This is a genomic window from Pseudomonas putida, from assembly GCF_022627325.1.
GTDB lineage: Bacteria > Pseudomonadota > Gammaproteobacteria > Pseudomonadales > Pseudomonadaceae > Aquipseudomonas > Aquipseudomonas putida_X.
Window position 1 is genome coordinate 1 of the sequence record NZ_JAETZZ010000012.1, and the last position, 14050, is coordinate 14050.

The window sequence follows — 14050 nt, forward strand, 5'->3', positions numbered from 1 at the left end:
TTTGAAGTTTTTTGCGAGAAACTCGTTTAGCTTCAAACACTTGGCTCGCTTCGATCTCTCGTAGCGGGAGGCGAATAATACAGCGTTTAGAAGCGCTGTCAACCACCATTTCAACCGCTATCGATCAAATGACCAAAGCACCTCCAGCACTACCTGGACTAAGCAACTCATTGAATTTCAAGGAGTTTCTCGTTCCGACTACGCTGGAAGTGGGGCGCATTATAAGGGGATTCGAGAGCGCGTCAAGGCTTAATTCCAATAAACTTCACCATCGCTTCAAAACAAAGCGGGGAGGCCTGCCGGCCTCCCCGCTGCGCTTCTCACACCTTAAAGGCTAGGGAAGGCAAATTGCGACGCCTCGTGGCTCGCACGCTGCGGCCACCGCTGGGTAATCGCCTTGCGACGGGTATAGAAGCGTACGCCATCCGGCCCATAAGCATGCAGGTCGCCAAACAGCGAGCGCTTCCAGCCGCCAAAGCTGTGGTAGGCCACCGGCACCGGCAGCGGCACGTTCACGCCAACCATACCCACTTCGATCTCATCACAGAACAGGCGTGCCGCTTCACCATCACGGGTGAAGATGCAGGTCCCGTTACCATACTCGTGATCGTTGATCAGTTGCATGGCCTGCTCCAGGCTGTTCACGCGCACCACGCACAGCACTGGGCCGAAGATCTCTTCTTTATAGATGCGCATTTCTGGCGTCACCTTGTCGAACAGAGTGCCGCCCACGAAGTAGCCATCTTCATTACCCGCCACACGCAAACCACGGCCATCCACCACCAGCCTGGCGCCAGCAGCAACACCCTCATCGATGTAGCCCACTACCTTGTCACGGGCAGCCGCAGTCACCAGCGGCCCCATGTCCAGGCCACAAGAGGTGCCAGCACCGATCTTCAGCGCCTTGATCTGCGGCTCCAGCTTGGCGATCAGCGCATCGGCAACCTGGTCGCCCACACACACCGCCACCGAAATAGCCATGCAACGCTCGCCGCACGAACCGTAGGCCGCGCCCATCAGTGCGCTGACCGCGTTGTCCAGGTCGGCATCGGGCATCAGCACTGCATGGTTCTTCGCACCGCCCAGTGCCTGGACGCGCTTGCCGCGCTTGGTACCTTCGGCATAAATGTACTCGGCGATCGGGGTCGAACCGACAAAGCTCAGCGCTTTAACTTCCGGCGCCTCGATCAGCGCGTCCACGGCTTCCTTGTCACCGTGCACCACGTTGAGGATGCCCTTGGGCAGGCCGGCTTCCAGCAGCAACTGGGCAATGTACAGGGTAGAGCTTGGGTCACGCTCGGACGGTTTGAGGATAAAGGCGTTACCACAAGCGATGGCCAACGGGTACATCCACAGGGGAACCATGGCCGGGAAGTTGAACGGCGTAATACCGGCGACCACACCCAGCGGCTGGAAGTCGGACCAGGCGTCGATGTTCGGGCCGACGTTACGGCTGTATTCACCCTTGAGCACCTCAGGTGCCGCACAGGCGAACTCGACGTTCTCGATACCGCGCTTCAGTTCGCCCGCAGCGTCTTCCAGTGTCTTGCCATGCTCTTCGCTGATCATCTGCGAGATGCGTGCCTCGTTCTGCTCCAGCAGCTGCTTGAAACGGAACATCACCTGGGCGCGCTTGGCCGGGGGGGTGTTGCGCCAGGCAGGGAAAGCTGCCTTGGCAGAGTCGATCGCTTCCTGAACAGTCGCGCGGCTGGCCAGTTCGACCTTGCGCACGGCCTGGCCGGTGGACGGGTTGAAGACATCGGCGGTGCGCTCGCCCTTGGAAACCAGCTCGCCGTGGATCAGGTGCTGAACAATGCTCATGCAAAACTCCAGATAAAGAAGGTTGATGCTGGCGCGCTAACAGCTCGCGCGCCTTACGTCAGAATCAGAAAGATCAATCGATCTTGTTCAGCGCTTCACCGACCGCGTCGAACAGGCGGTCCAGTTCCTGCGGCTGGGTATTGAAGGTTGGGCCGAACTGCAGGGTATCGCCGCCGAAGCGTACATAGAAGCCGGCTTGCCACAGCTTCATCGCGGCTTCATACGGACGCACAATGGCATCGCCATCCCGGGCCGCGATCTGGATCGCGCCGGCCAAGCCGTAGTTGCGGATGTCGACGATGTTCTTGGTGCCCTTGACGCCGTGCAGCAGCTTCTCGAAGTGCGGTGCCAGTTCGGCGGCCGACTGCACCAGATTTTCCCTTTGCAGCAGATCGAGCGCGGCGATACCCGCAGCACAGGCAACCGGGTGGGCCGAGTAGGTGTAGCCGTGGGGGAATTCCACAGCATATTCCGGGGTCGGCTGGTTCATGAAGGTCTGGTAGATCTCGCTGCTGGCGATCACTGCGCCCATCGGAATGGCGCCATTGGTGACCTGCTTGGCGATGCACATCAGGTCAGGGGTCACGCCAAAGGCCTCGGACCCGGTCATGGCACCCATACGGCCGAAGCCGGTGATCACTTCGTCGAAGATCAGCAGAATATTGTGCTGGGTGCAGATTTCACGCAGGCGCTTCAGGTAGCCCTTAGGCGGCGGCAGAACACCCGCCGAACCTGCAAGCGGCTCGACAATCACAGCTGCGATGTTCGAAGCATCGTGCAGTTCGATCAGCTTGAGCATCTCATCTGCCAGGGCGATGCCGCCCTCTTCCGGCAGGCCTTTGGAGAAGGCATTGACCGGCAGCACAGTGTGCGGCAAATGGTCGACGTCCAGCAGCTGGCCAAACATCTTGCGGTTGCCGTTTACGCCACCCAGGCTGGTACCGGCGATGTTCACGCCATGGTAACCGCGGGCTCGGCCAATGATTTTGGCCTTGGTGGCCTGGCCCTTCAGGCGCCAGTAGGCACGGACCATCTTCAGCGCGGTATCGGCGCACTCGGAACCGGAGTTGGTATAGAAGACGTGATTCAGGTCGCCAGGGGTCAGCGCGGTGATCTTCTCGGCCAGCTGGAACGAAAGTGGGTGACCGAACTGGAAAGCAGGCGAGTAATCCAGCGTTCCAAGCTGACGCGCCACCGCCTCGGTGATTTCCTTGCGGGTATGCCCGGCACCGCAGGTCCAAAGGCCCGACAAGGCATCGAAGATCCTGCGCCCTTTGTCATCGACCAGATAATTACCTTCGGCCGCCACGATCAGACGTGGGTCGCGATGGAAATTGCGGTTGGCGGTGTAAGGCATCCAGTGCGCATCCAGCTTGAGCTGACTTGCGATACCGGCAGGGGCGGTTTCGGGCATGTTCATCGGCGGTTCCTCGAAAAACGAATAGGCAACGATGGATGTTGTTGCAGCTAAATTCGCACGTGGATAAAGTCTGAAAAAGACTACTTTTCTAATCTTCAGGTAGCGCAAGACTAAACTTATGAGCCGACGCCCCGACCCACTCGCCCAAGTCAGCGATTTCGACATCCGCCTGCTGAAAATCTACCGCAGCGTAGTAGAGTGCGGCGGCTTCTCGGCTGCCGAAAACGTGCTTGGCATTGGCCGCTCAGCCATCAGCCAGCAGATGAACGACCTCGAACAGCGTTTGGGCCTGCGCCTGTGCCAGCGTGGCCGCGCCGGCTTTTCGCTGACCGAGGAAGGCCGCGAGGTCTACCATTCGGCGCTGCAACTGCTCAGCGCGCTGGAAACCTTCCGCACCGAAGTCAACGGCCTGCACCAGCACCTGCGCGGAGAACTGAACATCGGCCTGACCGATAACCTGGTGACCCTGCCGCACATGCGCATCACCCATGCATTGGCCGAGCTCAAGGATCGCGGCCCCGAGGTACGCATTCAGATCCGCATGATCGCCCCAAGCCAGGTCGAGCAGGGTGTGCTCGATGGCAGCCTGCATGTCGGCGTGGTGCCGCAAACCAGCCCGCTATCGGGCCTTGAGTACCAGCCGCTGTACAGCGAACGCTCGCTGCTCTATTGCGCGGTCGGCCACCCGCTGTTCTATGCCGACGATCAGCAGATCGACGAAGCCCGCCTCAACAGCCAGGAGGCGATCGCTCCGACCTTCCGTTTGCCCGCCGAAATCCAGGCGCTTTATCAGGCCCTGAACTGCACCGCCAGCGCCTCGGACCGTGAGGGCATGGCATTTCTGATCCTTACCGGCCGCTACATCGGCTACCTGCCCGACCACTACGCCACGTTCTGGGTCCAGCAAGGCCGGCTGCGCGCCCTCAAGCCCTCACAGCGCTTCTATGACCTGAGCCTGAGCTGGGTAACCCGTAAAGGGCGACGGCCGAATCTTGTGCTGGAAAGCTTCCTCGAGAGCCTGACTGCGACACGCTGATGCCTGCTTGTGACGCTAATGCTTGTTACTTGAGCGCAGGAAGGTAATCTTGTCCGACATCCGTTGCCACAGACCTGTACGGAATCGTCCATGACCCTAGAAGTCCCTGCGCATCGCCTTTCCGCCTCGGGCAAGCCCGCCGGCCGCATCCGCCAGAAGAACGAACAGGCCATCATCCAGGCCGCCGAAGACGAGTTCGCCCGCCATGGCTTCAAGGGCACAAGCATGAATACCATTGCGCTCAAAGCCGGCTTGCCCAAGGCCAATCTGCATTATTACTTCACCAACAAGCTCGGCCTCTACATTGCCGTGTTGAGCAACATCATCGAGCTCTGGGACAGCACCTTCAACGCCTTGAGCGTCGATGACGATCCAGGCGTTGCGTTGAGCCATTACATCCGCACCAAGATGGAGTTCTCCCGGCGCAACCCGCAAGCTTCCCGGATATTCGCCATGGAGGTGATCAGCGGCGGCAGTTGTCTGACCGAGTACTTCAGCGCCGACTACCGCGAGTGGTTCCGTGGCCGGGCGGCGGTATTCGAGGCGTGGATCGCAGCAGGCAAGATGGACCCGGTAGACCCGGTTCATCTGATATTCCTGCTCTGGGGCAGCACCCAGCACTATGCCGACTTCGCCACCCAGATCTGCCAGGTTACCGGCCGCAGCCGCCTGACCAAGCAAGACATGGAAGATGCGAGCAACAACCTTATCCACATCATCCTCAAGGGGTGCGGCATCACGCCGAGTGCCTGACATCTACTTATGCCTTCTACCCTGCTCGACCTCTGCGAGTTTCGCGAGGAAATCCGCAAGAGCCGCTTCATCACCCTCGCCGGCCCGATATCCAGCGCCACCGAGGCGATGAGTTTCATCGAACGCCATAGCGACTTGGCTGCCACCCACAACTGCTGGGCCTGGAAGCTGGGCGGGCAGTACCGCAGCAGCGATGATGGCGAACCTGGCGGCACGGCCGGCAGGCCAATCCTGGCTGCCATAGAAGCCCAGGACTGTGACCAGGTCGTGGTATTGGTGATCCGCTGGTACGGGGGCATCCAGCTAGGCACCGGCGGCCTGGCCCGGGCTTATGGTGGCGGTGCCAACAAGTGCTTGCAGCAGGCGCCGAAAAGGCTGCTGGTGCAACGAAGCGAGTACAGCTGCAGCTGCAGCTTCAGCGAACTGGCCCTGGTCAAACTGCGCCTGGCCGAAGTCGACGGTCTCGTGCTGGAAGAGCGGTTCACCGCCAATGGGGTCGACCTGCACATTGCGGTCGGCGAGGCGCACACCGGCGCGCTGCAACAGCAACTGGCCGACCTCAGCCGCGGGCGCATCCTCTTGGAAGCCCACTGACCTTTGCCCACAACAACTGTGGGCCTGCCTGTGGATAAGCTTGGGGCACTCCGATGCAGGCCACGCCCTTCATGGCCTGCAGAGCATTGAGCATTTTTTGATCATAGTACGATAAAAGGCTCGGTCGGCTGAGCTTGGGTGAGTTATCCCCAGTCATGAACCCTCTATAACCAAGGCCGCCTGGCATCTTGCGCACATTAACTGTGGAACAGCCTGTGGATAACCCGTTAGCCAACAAGCGAAGCCCCCGGGCACGCACGGCCAAACACCATTGATCATTTCTTGACCAATCGTGATGCGGCGCATGACGCCAGTCTGCAGTATGCTCAAATCCTTTTCCCTACTGCGACAGGAATGTACCTATGACGACTCCAAGAACTGCCCTCATCATCGGTGCCTCCCGCGGGCTTGGCCTTGGCCTGGTGCAGCGCCTTCACGAAGATGGCTGGAACATCACGGCCACGGTGCGTGACCCGAAAAAACCCAGCGCTCTCGATAACGTGCCAGGGGTACGCGTCGAACAGCTGGAAATGAACGACACCGCTCAGCTCGATGGCCTGAAGCAGTGCCTGCAAGGCGAAGTGTTCGACCTGGTGTTCATCAATGCCGGTGTCATGGGGCCGCTGCCGCAGGATTTGGAAACCGTACAGCGCAATGAAATCGGCGACCTGTTCATGACCAACGCCGTCGCGCCGATCCGCGTTGCCCGGCGCCTTGCCGGCCAGGTGCGTGAAGGCTCGGGCGTGTTGGCGTTCATGAGCTCGATCCTGGGTAGCGTGACCATCCCCGACGGTGGCGAGGTCTGCCTTTACAAGGCGAGCAAGGCTGCGCTGAACTCGATGATCAACAGCTTCGTGGTCGACCTGCAGCGGCCTGACCTCTGCGTATTGGCCATGCACCCGGGTTGGGTCAAGACCGATATGGGCGGCGAGAACGCCGAAATCGACGTGCTCACCAGTACCCAGGGCATGCTCGAACAGATCAAGGCGCAAAGTGGCAACGGCGGGCTGCGCTTCATCAACTACAAAGGCGAATCGCTCGTCTGGTGAGTCGGACCTGATCGGTGGTTGAAACGATGCAAGGCCAGGCCGGGCGCAATACCCGGCGTGGCCCTGTAGAATGGCGGCAACCGTACCTGATTTGAGAACACCCACTATGTATGATTGGTTGAACGCCCTGCCCAAGGCTGAACTGCACCTGCACCTGGAAGGCTCACTGGAGCCGGAGTTGCTGTTCGCCCTGGCCGAGCGCAACAAGATCGCCCTGCCCTGGAACGACGTCGAAGCCCTGCGTAACGCTTACGCCTTCAACAATTTGCAGGAATTCCTCGACCTGTATTACCAGGGTGCAGACGTGCTGCGCAGCGAGCAGGACTTCTATGACCTGACCTGGGCCTACCTGCTGCGCTGCAAGGCGCAGAACGTCATCCACACCGAGCCGTTCTTCGACCCGCAGACCCACACCGACCGCGGCATCCCGTTCGAAGTAGTGCTCAATGGTATCAACCAGGCACTCAAGGATGGTCGCGAGCAACTGGGTATCAGCAGCGGCCTCATCCTCAGCTTCCTGCGCCACCTGAGCGAAGCAGAAGCACAGAAAACCTTGGACCAGGCCCTGCCGTTCCGCGACGCGTTCATCGCGGTCGGCCTGGACAGCTCCGAGAAAGGCCACCCGCCGAGCAAGTTCCAGCGCGTCTTCGACCGTGCCCGCAGCGAAGGCTTCGTCGCCGTGGCCCACGCTGGCGAGGAAGGCCCACCCGAATACATCTGGGAAGCCCTCGACCTGCTGAAAATCAAGCGCATCGACCATGGTGTGCGCGCCATAGAAGACGAACGCCTGATGCAACGCATCATCGACGAGCAGATCCCACTCACCGTGTGCCCGTTGTCCAATACCAAACTCTGTGTGTTCGATCACATGAGCCAGCACAACATCCTCGACATGCTCGAGCGCGGTGTGAAGGTGACCGTGAACTCGGATGACCCGGCCTACTTCGGCGGCTACGTCACCGAAAACTTCCACGCCTTGCACACCCACCTGGGCATGACTGAAGACCAGGCCCGCCGCCTCGCGCAGAACAGCCTGGACGCACGCTTGGTGTGACCGGGCAAGGCGTTGCAGCTACCCCACTTGCAACGCCGGAACGCGGGCAATGCGATTGATCTGTTGAATCCCCAGTGCCGAGATCTGCAATGCCCGCGTGTTCTCCGCCTCACGTATCCATCCCGACTGCAGGAACAACGTGAGCAAGGCCTGCCCCAGGCTGCCGCCAAGATGAGGCCCCTGGTCGCTCCACTCATTACAGTGGCAGATCACGCAGCCGCGCTGCTGCTGAGGCGCCAGTGCATCGATATAGACGCCGATGCCAGCCAACTGCGCCCGGCCCTCCTCACTGACCATCATCTGGTGCACGCTGCCCTCCAGCCAGCCTGCTACCACCAACCGATGATAGAGCTCACCGGCCAGCTCGCCGCCCAGATGATCACCGCAACGACGGGCCCGGCGCGTCGACATCGGCATTGGCAGCGGCTTGGCCTGCACGCCCCTGTCGGTCCCCAGCTGCACGCTGGCCAAGGCTTCCACGGCCGCCCCCACTTGTGGCGTCGCCAGCCGGAAGTAACGCTTGCGACCGCGCGCCTCAAGCCTGAGCAGGCCTGCCGACGACAGCAATGACAAGTGGGCGCAGGCCGAGGAGGACGTCAACCCAGCCATCATCGCCAGCTCATCGGTCGGTCGCGGCGTGCCATCGATCAACGCCCACAACATGGCGCTTCGCTTGGGGTCGGCCATCAGGCCGGCAATCTGACTGATACTGCTGACTGTATTCATGTCCCTTCAACTCCCTGCAAGATCCGAATTCCAATGGCCAACATTGGCAACGCCGATTGCCCCCTAGCTGCTACCGGCCTGGCACCGGGGTCAGTATAAGCCGCATGAACGGCCCGTCCGGCAGCCGCGCAGACAGCCCAGGGGAGTCAAAGAGGGATGGGTAGGGCAACCCTTGACCGATTGGAATAGGCCAATGGCCCCGCGTCAGTTTTAGGTGACAGGCATCAGGCCGCGAAATAGAAGGGAAGAAACGACGCACGAGGAACAATGGCCCCGCGCGGGCAGAGACTCTGCCGACAGTGCCGTTCCATAAATAGCGCAAACAAAAGCGAAGGTTCTACACCCTCCAGCCATTGCCTCTGGAAGCGTCTGACGCCCCTGCCGGAAAATGCCCTGACCGCCAGTCAGGACGCCCACTCATACCCTGGCACCCCGCAACCGCAGCGCTACACTTGAGCCGCTCTCCCCATCCTTCGGAGGTATGCCGCGATGGAGATTATCGTCAGGGCGTCTAACCGTAACCCCAACTGCCCCTGGGAAGTCAGGCTTGACCAGCATGTGGTGAGCTTTCGCAGCGAAGCAGAAGCACGCGCCTTCGTCGTCACACTGGAAGCTCGTCTGCGCGCGCCTCACCCACTCAAGCCGCAGGCGTGGCCTGCAAGCGCCGGGTCAACAGCGCAACACTGACCACCAGCGCCCCGCACAGGCTGATTACCAACGCCATGGGCACTGCACTGCCATCGTGCAGCAGGCTGACCAGCGCCGCCGCGCCTGCGGCGACGCTGAATTGCAGGCAGCCCATCAAGGCCGAGGCGCTACCGGCGCGTGCGCCCTGGCCGCTCATGGCGCACGCCGAAGCATTGGGGATGATGCAACCCAGGCTGGCGATGCAGATGAACAGCGGCACCAGCAATGGCCATAGTTCAGCTGGGCGCAGCGCTGCCACACCGAGCAACACCAGCCCCGCAGCCAGGTACAGCCAGACTGCACGCACCAGCAGGAAGGCCGGCCCACGCTTTGCCAGCAGACGCGCGTTGATCTGCGCCACCAGGATGAAACCTGCCGCATTGGTACCGAACAACCAGCCGTAGTGCTCGGCCGGCACACCGTAGAGCTTTATGAACACGAACGGTGAACCGGCGATGTAGGCAAACATACCCGCGATGGCGATCCCTCCGGTCAATGCATGGCCAAAGAACGTGCGGTCAGCCAGCAACCGGAGGTATTGACGCAAAGCGCCCGACAACGGCTGGCGCGGCATGTGCGCAGGTAAGCTCTCTGGCAACCCCAGGCCGACCGCCAGCAAGCAAGCAGCACTGAACAGGCTCAATGTCAGGAAAATCGACTGCCAACCCGCCAGGTTCACCAGTACGCCGCCGAGCATCGGTGCAAGAATTGGCGCCAACCCCATCACCAGCATCAGTTGTGAGAACACTTTGGCCGAGGCCACCGGGTCGCACTTGTCACTGACGATGGCCCGTGACAACACCATTCCGGCGCAGCCACCCAGCGCCTGGACGAAGCGCGCCAGGATCAGCGTGTCCAGGTTTGGCGCGTAGGCGCAGGCCAACGACGCCAGGGTAAACAGCATGACGCCAAACAGCAGCGGCTTGCGCCGGCCAAAGCGATCGGCCACCGGCCCATACACCAGTTGCCCGAGCGACAGGCCAAGGAAGTAGGCGGCCAGCGTGGTCTGGACGTGTTTTTCGTCGGTGGCGAACGCTTGCGCCATGGCCGGGAAGGCGGGCAAGTAGAAGTCGATCGCAAGGGGCCCGAACGCACTGAGTGCGCCCAGGATCAGCACCATTCGCAGGTTCATCAGGAATCCATAGCAGGCTAAGCAAGTGCGTAAGTCTACCTGCAAGCGACGCCATCAGCATGAAAACATTTGCAACAAAACAGGGCCACAGAAGCGGCCCATTCGACTTCAGGCCACGTCGGCCTGGTAGCCCTCTTCACGAATCGCTGCCAGCAACTGCTCAGCAGCCAGAGCGCTCTGCACACGCACCTGCCTGCCGGCCAGATCGACCTCGACCTTGGCGCTCGCATCCTGGTCCTGCACCGCGCGGGTGACCGCCTTGACGCAATGGCCACAGGTCATGCCTTGTACGTTGAACACTTGCATGGGTGTTGCCTCCTTCAGGGTTTGGCGCAGTTTCAAGCTTGCCATCGGGGCAAGGTCAAGTTCTGCATCGAACGGCCGGGCTGGAAATCCCTACCAACCTCGGCCAAGCTGCGCCTTTACGATTCGGCAAGCAGGAGATTCTTCATGTTCAGGACAGCAGTGGGCGTTGTCGGGCTATTGGGCACGCTGGCAGCAGTGCCACCGGCAAGCGCCGAAGGCAACTCGGACTACAGCGTGCTGATCATTTCACGCGAACGCCTGGAAGTGGCCACCAGCTGCGAAATCGGTGTCTATCTGAACGACCAGCTCTCCGGGCGCGTGTTCCAGGAGCAGTCGGCCTCCTTCAACCTGCCGCCCGGCCCTGTTGACGTGCGCTTGCGCCTGCTGCCGGGGCAGATGCCCGGCTGCGCGCCCGGCCTGGAAGACCAGCGTAGCACTCGGCTGACCCTGCAAGCGGGCCAGATCAACAAGTACCGCATTGCCATGGGCCACAATGGGCTGGTACTGAGGCGAGCCAGCCTGGACTATTGACCTTCCCCACATGGCAAGGTTGATGCTGGTGGCCTGTCCAAGGAGGAGAGCCATGCCCGCATCCACTTCATTCGACCTGCCGATCTCCGGCATGACCTGCGCCAGCTGTGCTGGCCGCGTCGAGCGCGCGCTGCGCAAGGTCAATGGCGCTGAACAGGTCAGCGTCAACCTCGCCAACGAACAGGCCAGGGTCCAAGCCCCGGCCGGCAGCCTGCCGGCCCTGGTCGAGGCCGTGCGCAGCGCCGGGTACCAGGTACCGACCCGCACCCTGGAGCTACGCATCGAGGGCATGACATGCGCCAGTTGCGTCGGCCGTGTCGAGCGCGCACTCGGCAAACTACCGGGCGTCGAGCAGGTGAGTGTCAACCTTGCCAACGAACGTGCCCACCTTCAGGTGCTGCAGGGCCTTGATGACAACCTGTTGCTCGGCGCGGTCGAAAAGGCCGGCTACGGTGCCAGCCTGCCGCTGCCGGCCGACAACGATCAGCAAGCCGTCCAGCGCCGACTGCGCAACGAACGTCTGGCCGTAGGCGCCGCCCTTCTGTTGGCCCTGCCCCTGGTGTTGCCGATGCTGCTGCAACCCTTTGGTGTGCACTGGATGTTGCCGGCGTGGGCGCAATTCGCGCTGGCCACCCCCGTGCAGTTCATCCTTGGTGCACGCTTTTATGTGGCGGCCTACAAGGCTGTGCGCGCTGGCGCCGGCAATATGGACCTGCTGGTCGCGCTGGGCACCAGTGCCGGTTACGGCCTTAGCTTGTACCAATGGGCCAAGGCACCGGTCGGGATGGCCCCGCACCTGTACTTCGAGGCGTCGGCGGTGGTGATCGCCCTGGTGTTGTTGGGCAAGTACCTTGAAAGCCGCGCCAAACGCCAGACCGCCAGCGCCATCCGTGCCCTCGAGGCGCTGCGCCCAGAGCGCGCCGTGAGGGTGGTCGATGGCCACGAAGAAGACGTTGCAATTGCCCGATTGCAGCTCGGTGACCTGGTGCTGGTCAAGCCAGGGGAGCGCTTCCCGGTCGATGGTGAAGTGGAAGAAGGCACCAGCCACGCCGACGAAGCCCTGATCAGCGGCGAGAGCCTGCCAGTGCCCAAGCAACCGGGCGATAGCGTTACCGGCGGCGCGATCAACGGCGAGGGCCGGTTGCTGGTGCGTACCCGGGCGTTGGGTACAGAAACCGTGCTGGCCCGCATCATCCGCCTGGTCGAAGATGCCCAGGCTGCCAAGGCGCCCATCCAGAAACTGGTAGACCGGGTCAGCCAGATCTTCGTGCCGGCCGTGCTGTTGATCGCACTGCTGACCCTGATCGGCTGGTCACTGGCCGGCGCCCCGCTGCAGACTGCGCTGATCAATGCCGTCGCCGTGCTGGTGATTGCCTGCCCTTGCGCCCTTGGCCTGGCCACACCTGCCGCGATCATGGCGGGCACAGGCGTTGCCGCGCGCCACGGCATCCTGATCAAGGACGCCGAGGCGCTGGAGCGCGCCCATGCGGTGAACCGCGTGGTGTTCGACAAAACCGGTACGCTCACCTCTGGCAGCCCGCGCGTTATCCACAGCCAGGCACTGGTGGGTGAGAAAGCTGAATTGCTTCGCTTGGCCGCTGCCCTGCAACGGGGCAGCGAACACCCCTTGGCGAAGGCAGTACTCGATGCCTGCACCGGGCAGGGGCTGGAGGTGCCCACGGTAACCGGCAGCCAGTCCCTTACCGGCCGCGGTATCGCTGGCCAGGTGCAAGGCCGTGACCTGGCCTTGGGCAACCGGCGCCTGCTCGACGAATGCAACCTGCAACCCGGCGCCCTCGCCACACAGGCACAGGCCTGGGAAGCCGAAGGCCGTACCCTGTCCTGGCTGATTGAACGGGGCCCACAGCCTCGCGTGCTAGGGTTGTTCGCCTTCGGCGACAGCCTCAAGCCAGGTGCCGAACAGGCTATCTCAGCCCTGCACAAACGCCATATCAGCAGCCACCTGTTGACCGGCGACAATCGCGGTAGCGCCAAGGTGGTCGCCGACACCCTCGGCATCGACGATGTACACGCCGAAGTGCTCCCGGCCGACAAGGCCGCCACGGTAGCCGAGCTGAAAAAGGGTGGTGTGGTAGCGATGGTCGGCGACGGTATCAACGACGCCCCAGCGCTTGCCGCCGCTGATATCGGCATTGCCATGGGGGGCGGCACCGACGTGGCCATGCAGGCTGCCGGCATCACGCTGATGCGTGGTGACCCGCGCCTGGTGCCTGCCGCCCTGGAAATCAGCCGCAAGACCTATGCGAAAATCCGCCAGAATCTGTTCTGGGCATTCATCTTCAACCTCATCGGCATTCCGCTGGCCGCGCTGGGTTATCTGAACCCGGTAGTGGCCGGCGCCGCCATGGCGTTGTCCAGCGTCAGCGTGGTAAGCAACGCCTTGTGGCTCAAGACCTGGAAACCCACCAGCACCTCGCAGGAGGCCCCATGAATATCGGCCAGGCCGCCCGCCGCAGCGGGCTCAGCACCAAGATGATCCGCTATTACGAAGCCATCGGCCTGCTCAAGCCGGCCACCCGCAGCGACAGCGGGTACCGCCTGTACCAGCCAGAGGACCTGCACAGCCTTGCCTTCATCAAGCGCTCACGCGACCTGGGGTTTTCCCTGGAAGAGGTGGGCAAGCTGCTGACCCTGTGGCAGGACCGGCAGCGCGCCAGCGCCGACGTGAAGGCGCTGGCGCTGCAACACATCGATGAGCTGAACCGGCGTATCGAGGAACTGGCCAGCCTGCGTGACACCTTGAGCGAACTGGTAGCGCACTGCAAAGGCAATGACCGGCCTGACTGCCCGATTCTCAAAGATCTCGCAAAAGGGAGCGAATGCTGCAGTTGAGCCCACGCTTGGTATGCCATATTAGCCTGGAGCCGACCGAATAGTCGCCAAATGCGCCTTTGCCCAATAAATACGGGCATTTTCACTC

14 protein-coding genes are annotated in these 14050 nt (G+C 61.9%); 9 read left to right on the forward strand and 5 right to left on the reverse strand.

Going from position 1 to position 14050, the window contains the following annotated elements; genetic code table 11:
• Positions 1–327: 327 nt before the first annotated feature.
• Together JNA92_RS18765 and JNA92_RS18770 are read right to left on the reverse strand one after the other, a co-directional pair.
• Complete coding sequence (locus tag JNA92_RS18765; protein ID WP_241806144.1) at positions 328–1821, reverse strand: CoA-acylating methylmalonate-semialdehyde dehydrogenase; 1494 nt, start codon at positions 1819–1821, stop codon at positions 328–330.
• Between the two features lie 73 nt (positions 1822–1894).
• Positions 1895–3241 carry an aspartate aminotransferase family protein gene (locus tag JNA92_RS18770; protein WP_241806145.1) on the reverse strand — a complete coding sequence of 449 codons (1347 nt, stop codon included), beginning with the start codon at positions 3239–3241 and terminating at the stop codon, positions 1895–1897.
• Positions 3242–3359: 118 nt separating this feature from the next.
• Here JNA92_RS18770 and JNA92_RS18775 point away from each other — a divergent pair, with 118 nt between their 5' ends.
• The 5 genes from JNA92_RS18775 (at position 3360) to JNA92_RS18795 (ending at position 7727) form a co-directional block, all read left to right on the forward strand.
• Positions 3360–4277, forward strand: coding sequence for a LysR family transcriptional regulator (locus JNA92_RS18775; RefSeq protein ID WP_241806146.1), 918 nt, complete (start codon positions 3360–3362; stop codon positions 4275–4277).
• A 90-nt stretch (positions 4278–4367) separates the two neighbouring features.
• Positions 4368–5030: a TetR/AcrR family transcriptional regulator gene (locus JNA92_RS18780; RefSeq protein WP_241806147.1), complete on the forward strand. Its 663-nt coding sequence runs from the start codon at positions 4368–4370 to the stop codon at positions 5028–5030.
• 9 nt (positions 5031–5039) lie between these two features.
• Positions 5040–5624, forward strand: a complete 585-nt coding sequence (locus tag JNA92_RS18785) for an IMPACT family protein (protein WP_241806148.1) — start codon at positions 5040–5042, stop codon at positions 5622–5624.
• Positions 5625–5986: 362 nt separating this feature from the next.
• The gene (locus JNA92_RS18790; protein ID WP_241806149.1) at positions 5987–6673 is read left to right on the forward strand and encodes an SDR family oxidoreductase; all 687 of its coding nucleotides are present in this window, start codon (positions 5987–5989) and stop codon (positions 6671–6673) included.
• A 106-nt stretch (positions 6674–6779) separates the two neighbouring features.
• Positions 6780–7727, forward strand: a complete 948-nt coding sequence (locus JNA92_RS18795) for an adenosine deaminase (protein WP_241806150.1) — start codon at positions 6780–6782, stop codon at positions 7725–7727.
• A gap of 18 nt (positions 7728–7745) precedes the next feature.
• On the opposite strand, the gene JNA92_RS18800 is transcribed toward JNA92_RS18795, so the two are convergent.
• Positions 7746–8453 (reverse strand): ArsR/SmtB family transcription factor, encoded by a 708-nt coding sequence (locus JNA92_RS18800; protein ID WP_241806151.1) that lies wholly within the window; start codon positions 8451–8453, stop codon positions 7746–7748.
• Positions 8454–8942: 489 nt separating this feature from the next.
• On the opposite strand from JNA92_RS18800, the gene JNA92_RS18805 reads away from it, so the two are divergent.
• Complete coding sequence (locus tag JNA92_RS18805; RefSeq protein WP_241806152.1) at positions 8943–9140, forward strand: hypothetical protein; 198 nt, start codon at positions 8943–8945, stop codon at positions 9138–9140.
• Here the strand turns inward: JNA92_RS18805 and JNA92_RS18810 are convergent.
• The gene (locus JNA92_RS18810) at positions 9091–10272 is read right to left on the reverse strand and encodes a multidrug effflux MFS transporter (protein WP_241806153.1); all 1182 of its coding nucleotides are present in this window, start codon (positions 10270–10272) and stop codon (positions 9091–9093) included. The genes JNA92_RS18805 and JNA92_RS18810 overlap by 50 nt on opposite strands.
• 108 nt (positions 10273–10380) lie before the next feature.
• Positions 10381–10578, reverse strand: a complete 198-nt coding sequence (locus JNA92_RS18815; RefSeq protein ID WP_241806154.1) for a heavy-metal-associated domain-containing protein — start codon at positions 10576–10578, stop codon at positions 10381–10383.
• Positions 10579–10722: 144 nt separating this feature from the next.
• Between JNA92_RS18815 and JNA92_RS18820 the strand changes: the two genes are divergently transcribed.
• The 3 genes from JNA92_RS18820 to cueR are packed head-to-tail and all read left to right on the forward strand — an operon-like array spanning position 10723 to position 13962.
• The gene (locus JNA92_RS18820) at positions 10723–11109 is read left to right on the forward strand and encodes a hypothetical protein (RefSeq protein WP_241806155.1); all 387 of its coding nucleotides are present in this window, start codon (positions 10723–10725) and stop codon (positions 11107–11109) included.
• A 52-nt stretch (positions 11110–11161) separates the two neighbouring features.
• Entirely contained in the window at positions 11162–13561 is a 2400-nt protein-coding gene (locus JNA92_RS18825; protein WP_241806156.1) for a heavy metal translocating P-type ATPase, read from the forward strand.
• The gene (gene cueR / locus JNA92_RS18830) at positions 13558–13962 is read left to right on the forward strand and encodes a Cu(I)-responsive transcriptional regulator (protein ID WP_241806157.1); all 405 of its coding nucleotides are present in this window, start codon (positions 13558–13560) and stop codon (positions 13960–13962) included. The genes JNA92_RS18825 and cueR overlap by 4 nt, the downstream gene beginning before the upstream one ends.
• Positions 13963–14050: the final 88 nt, after the last annotated feature.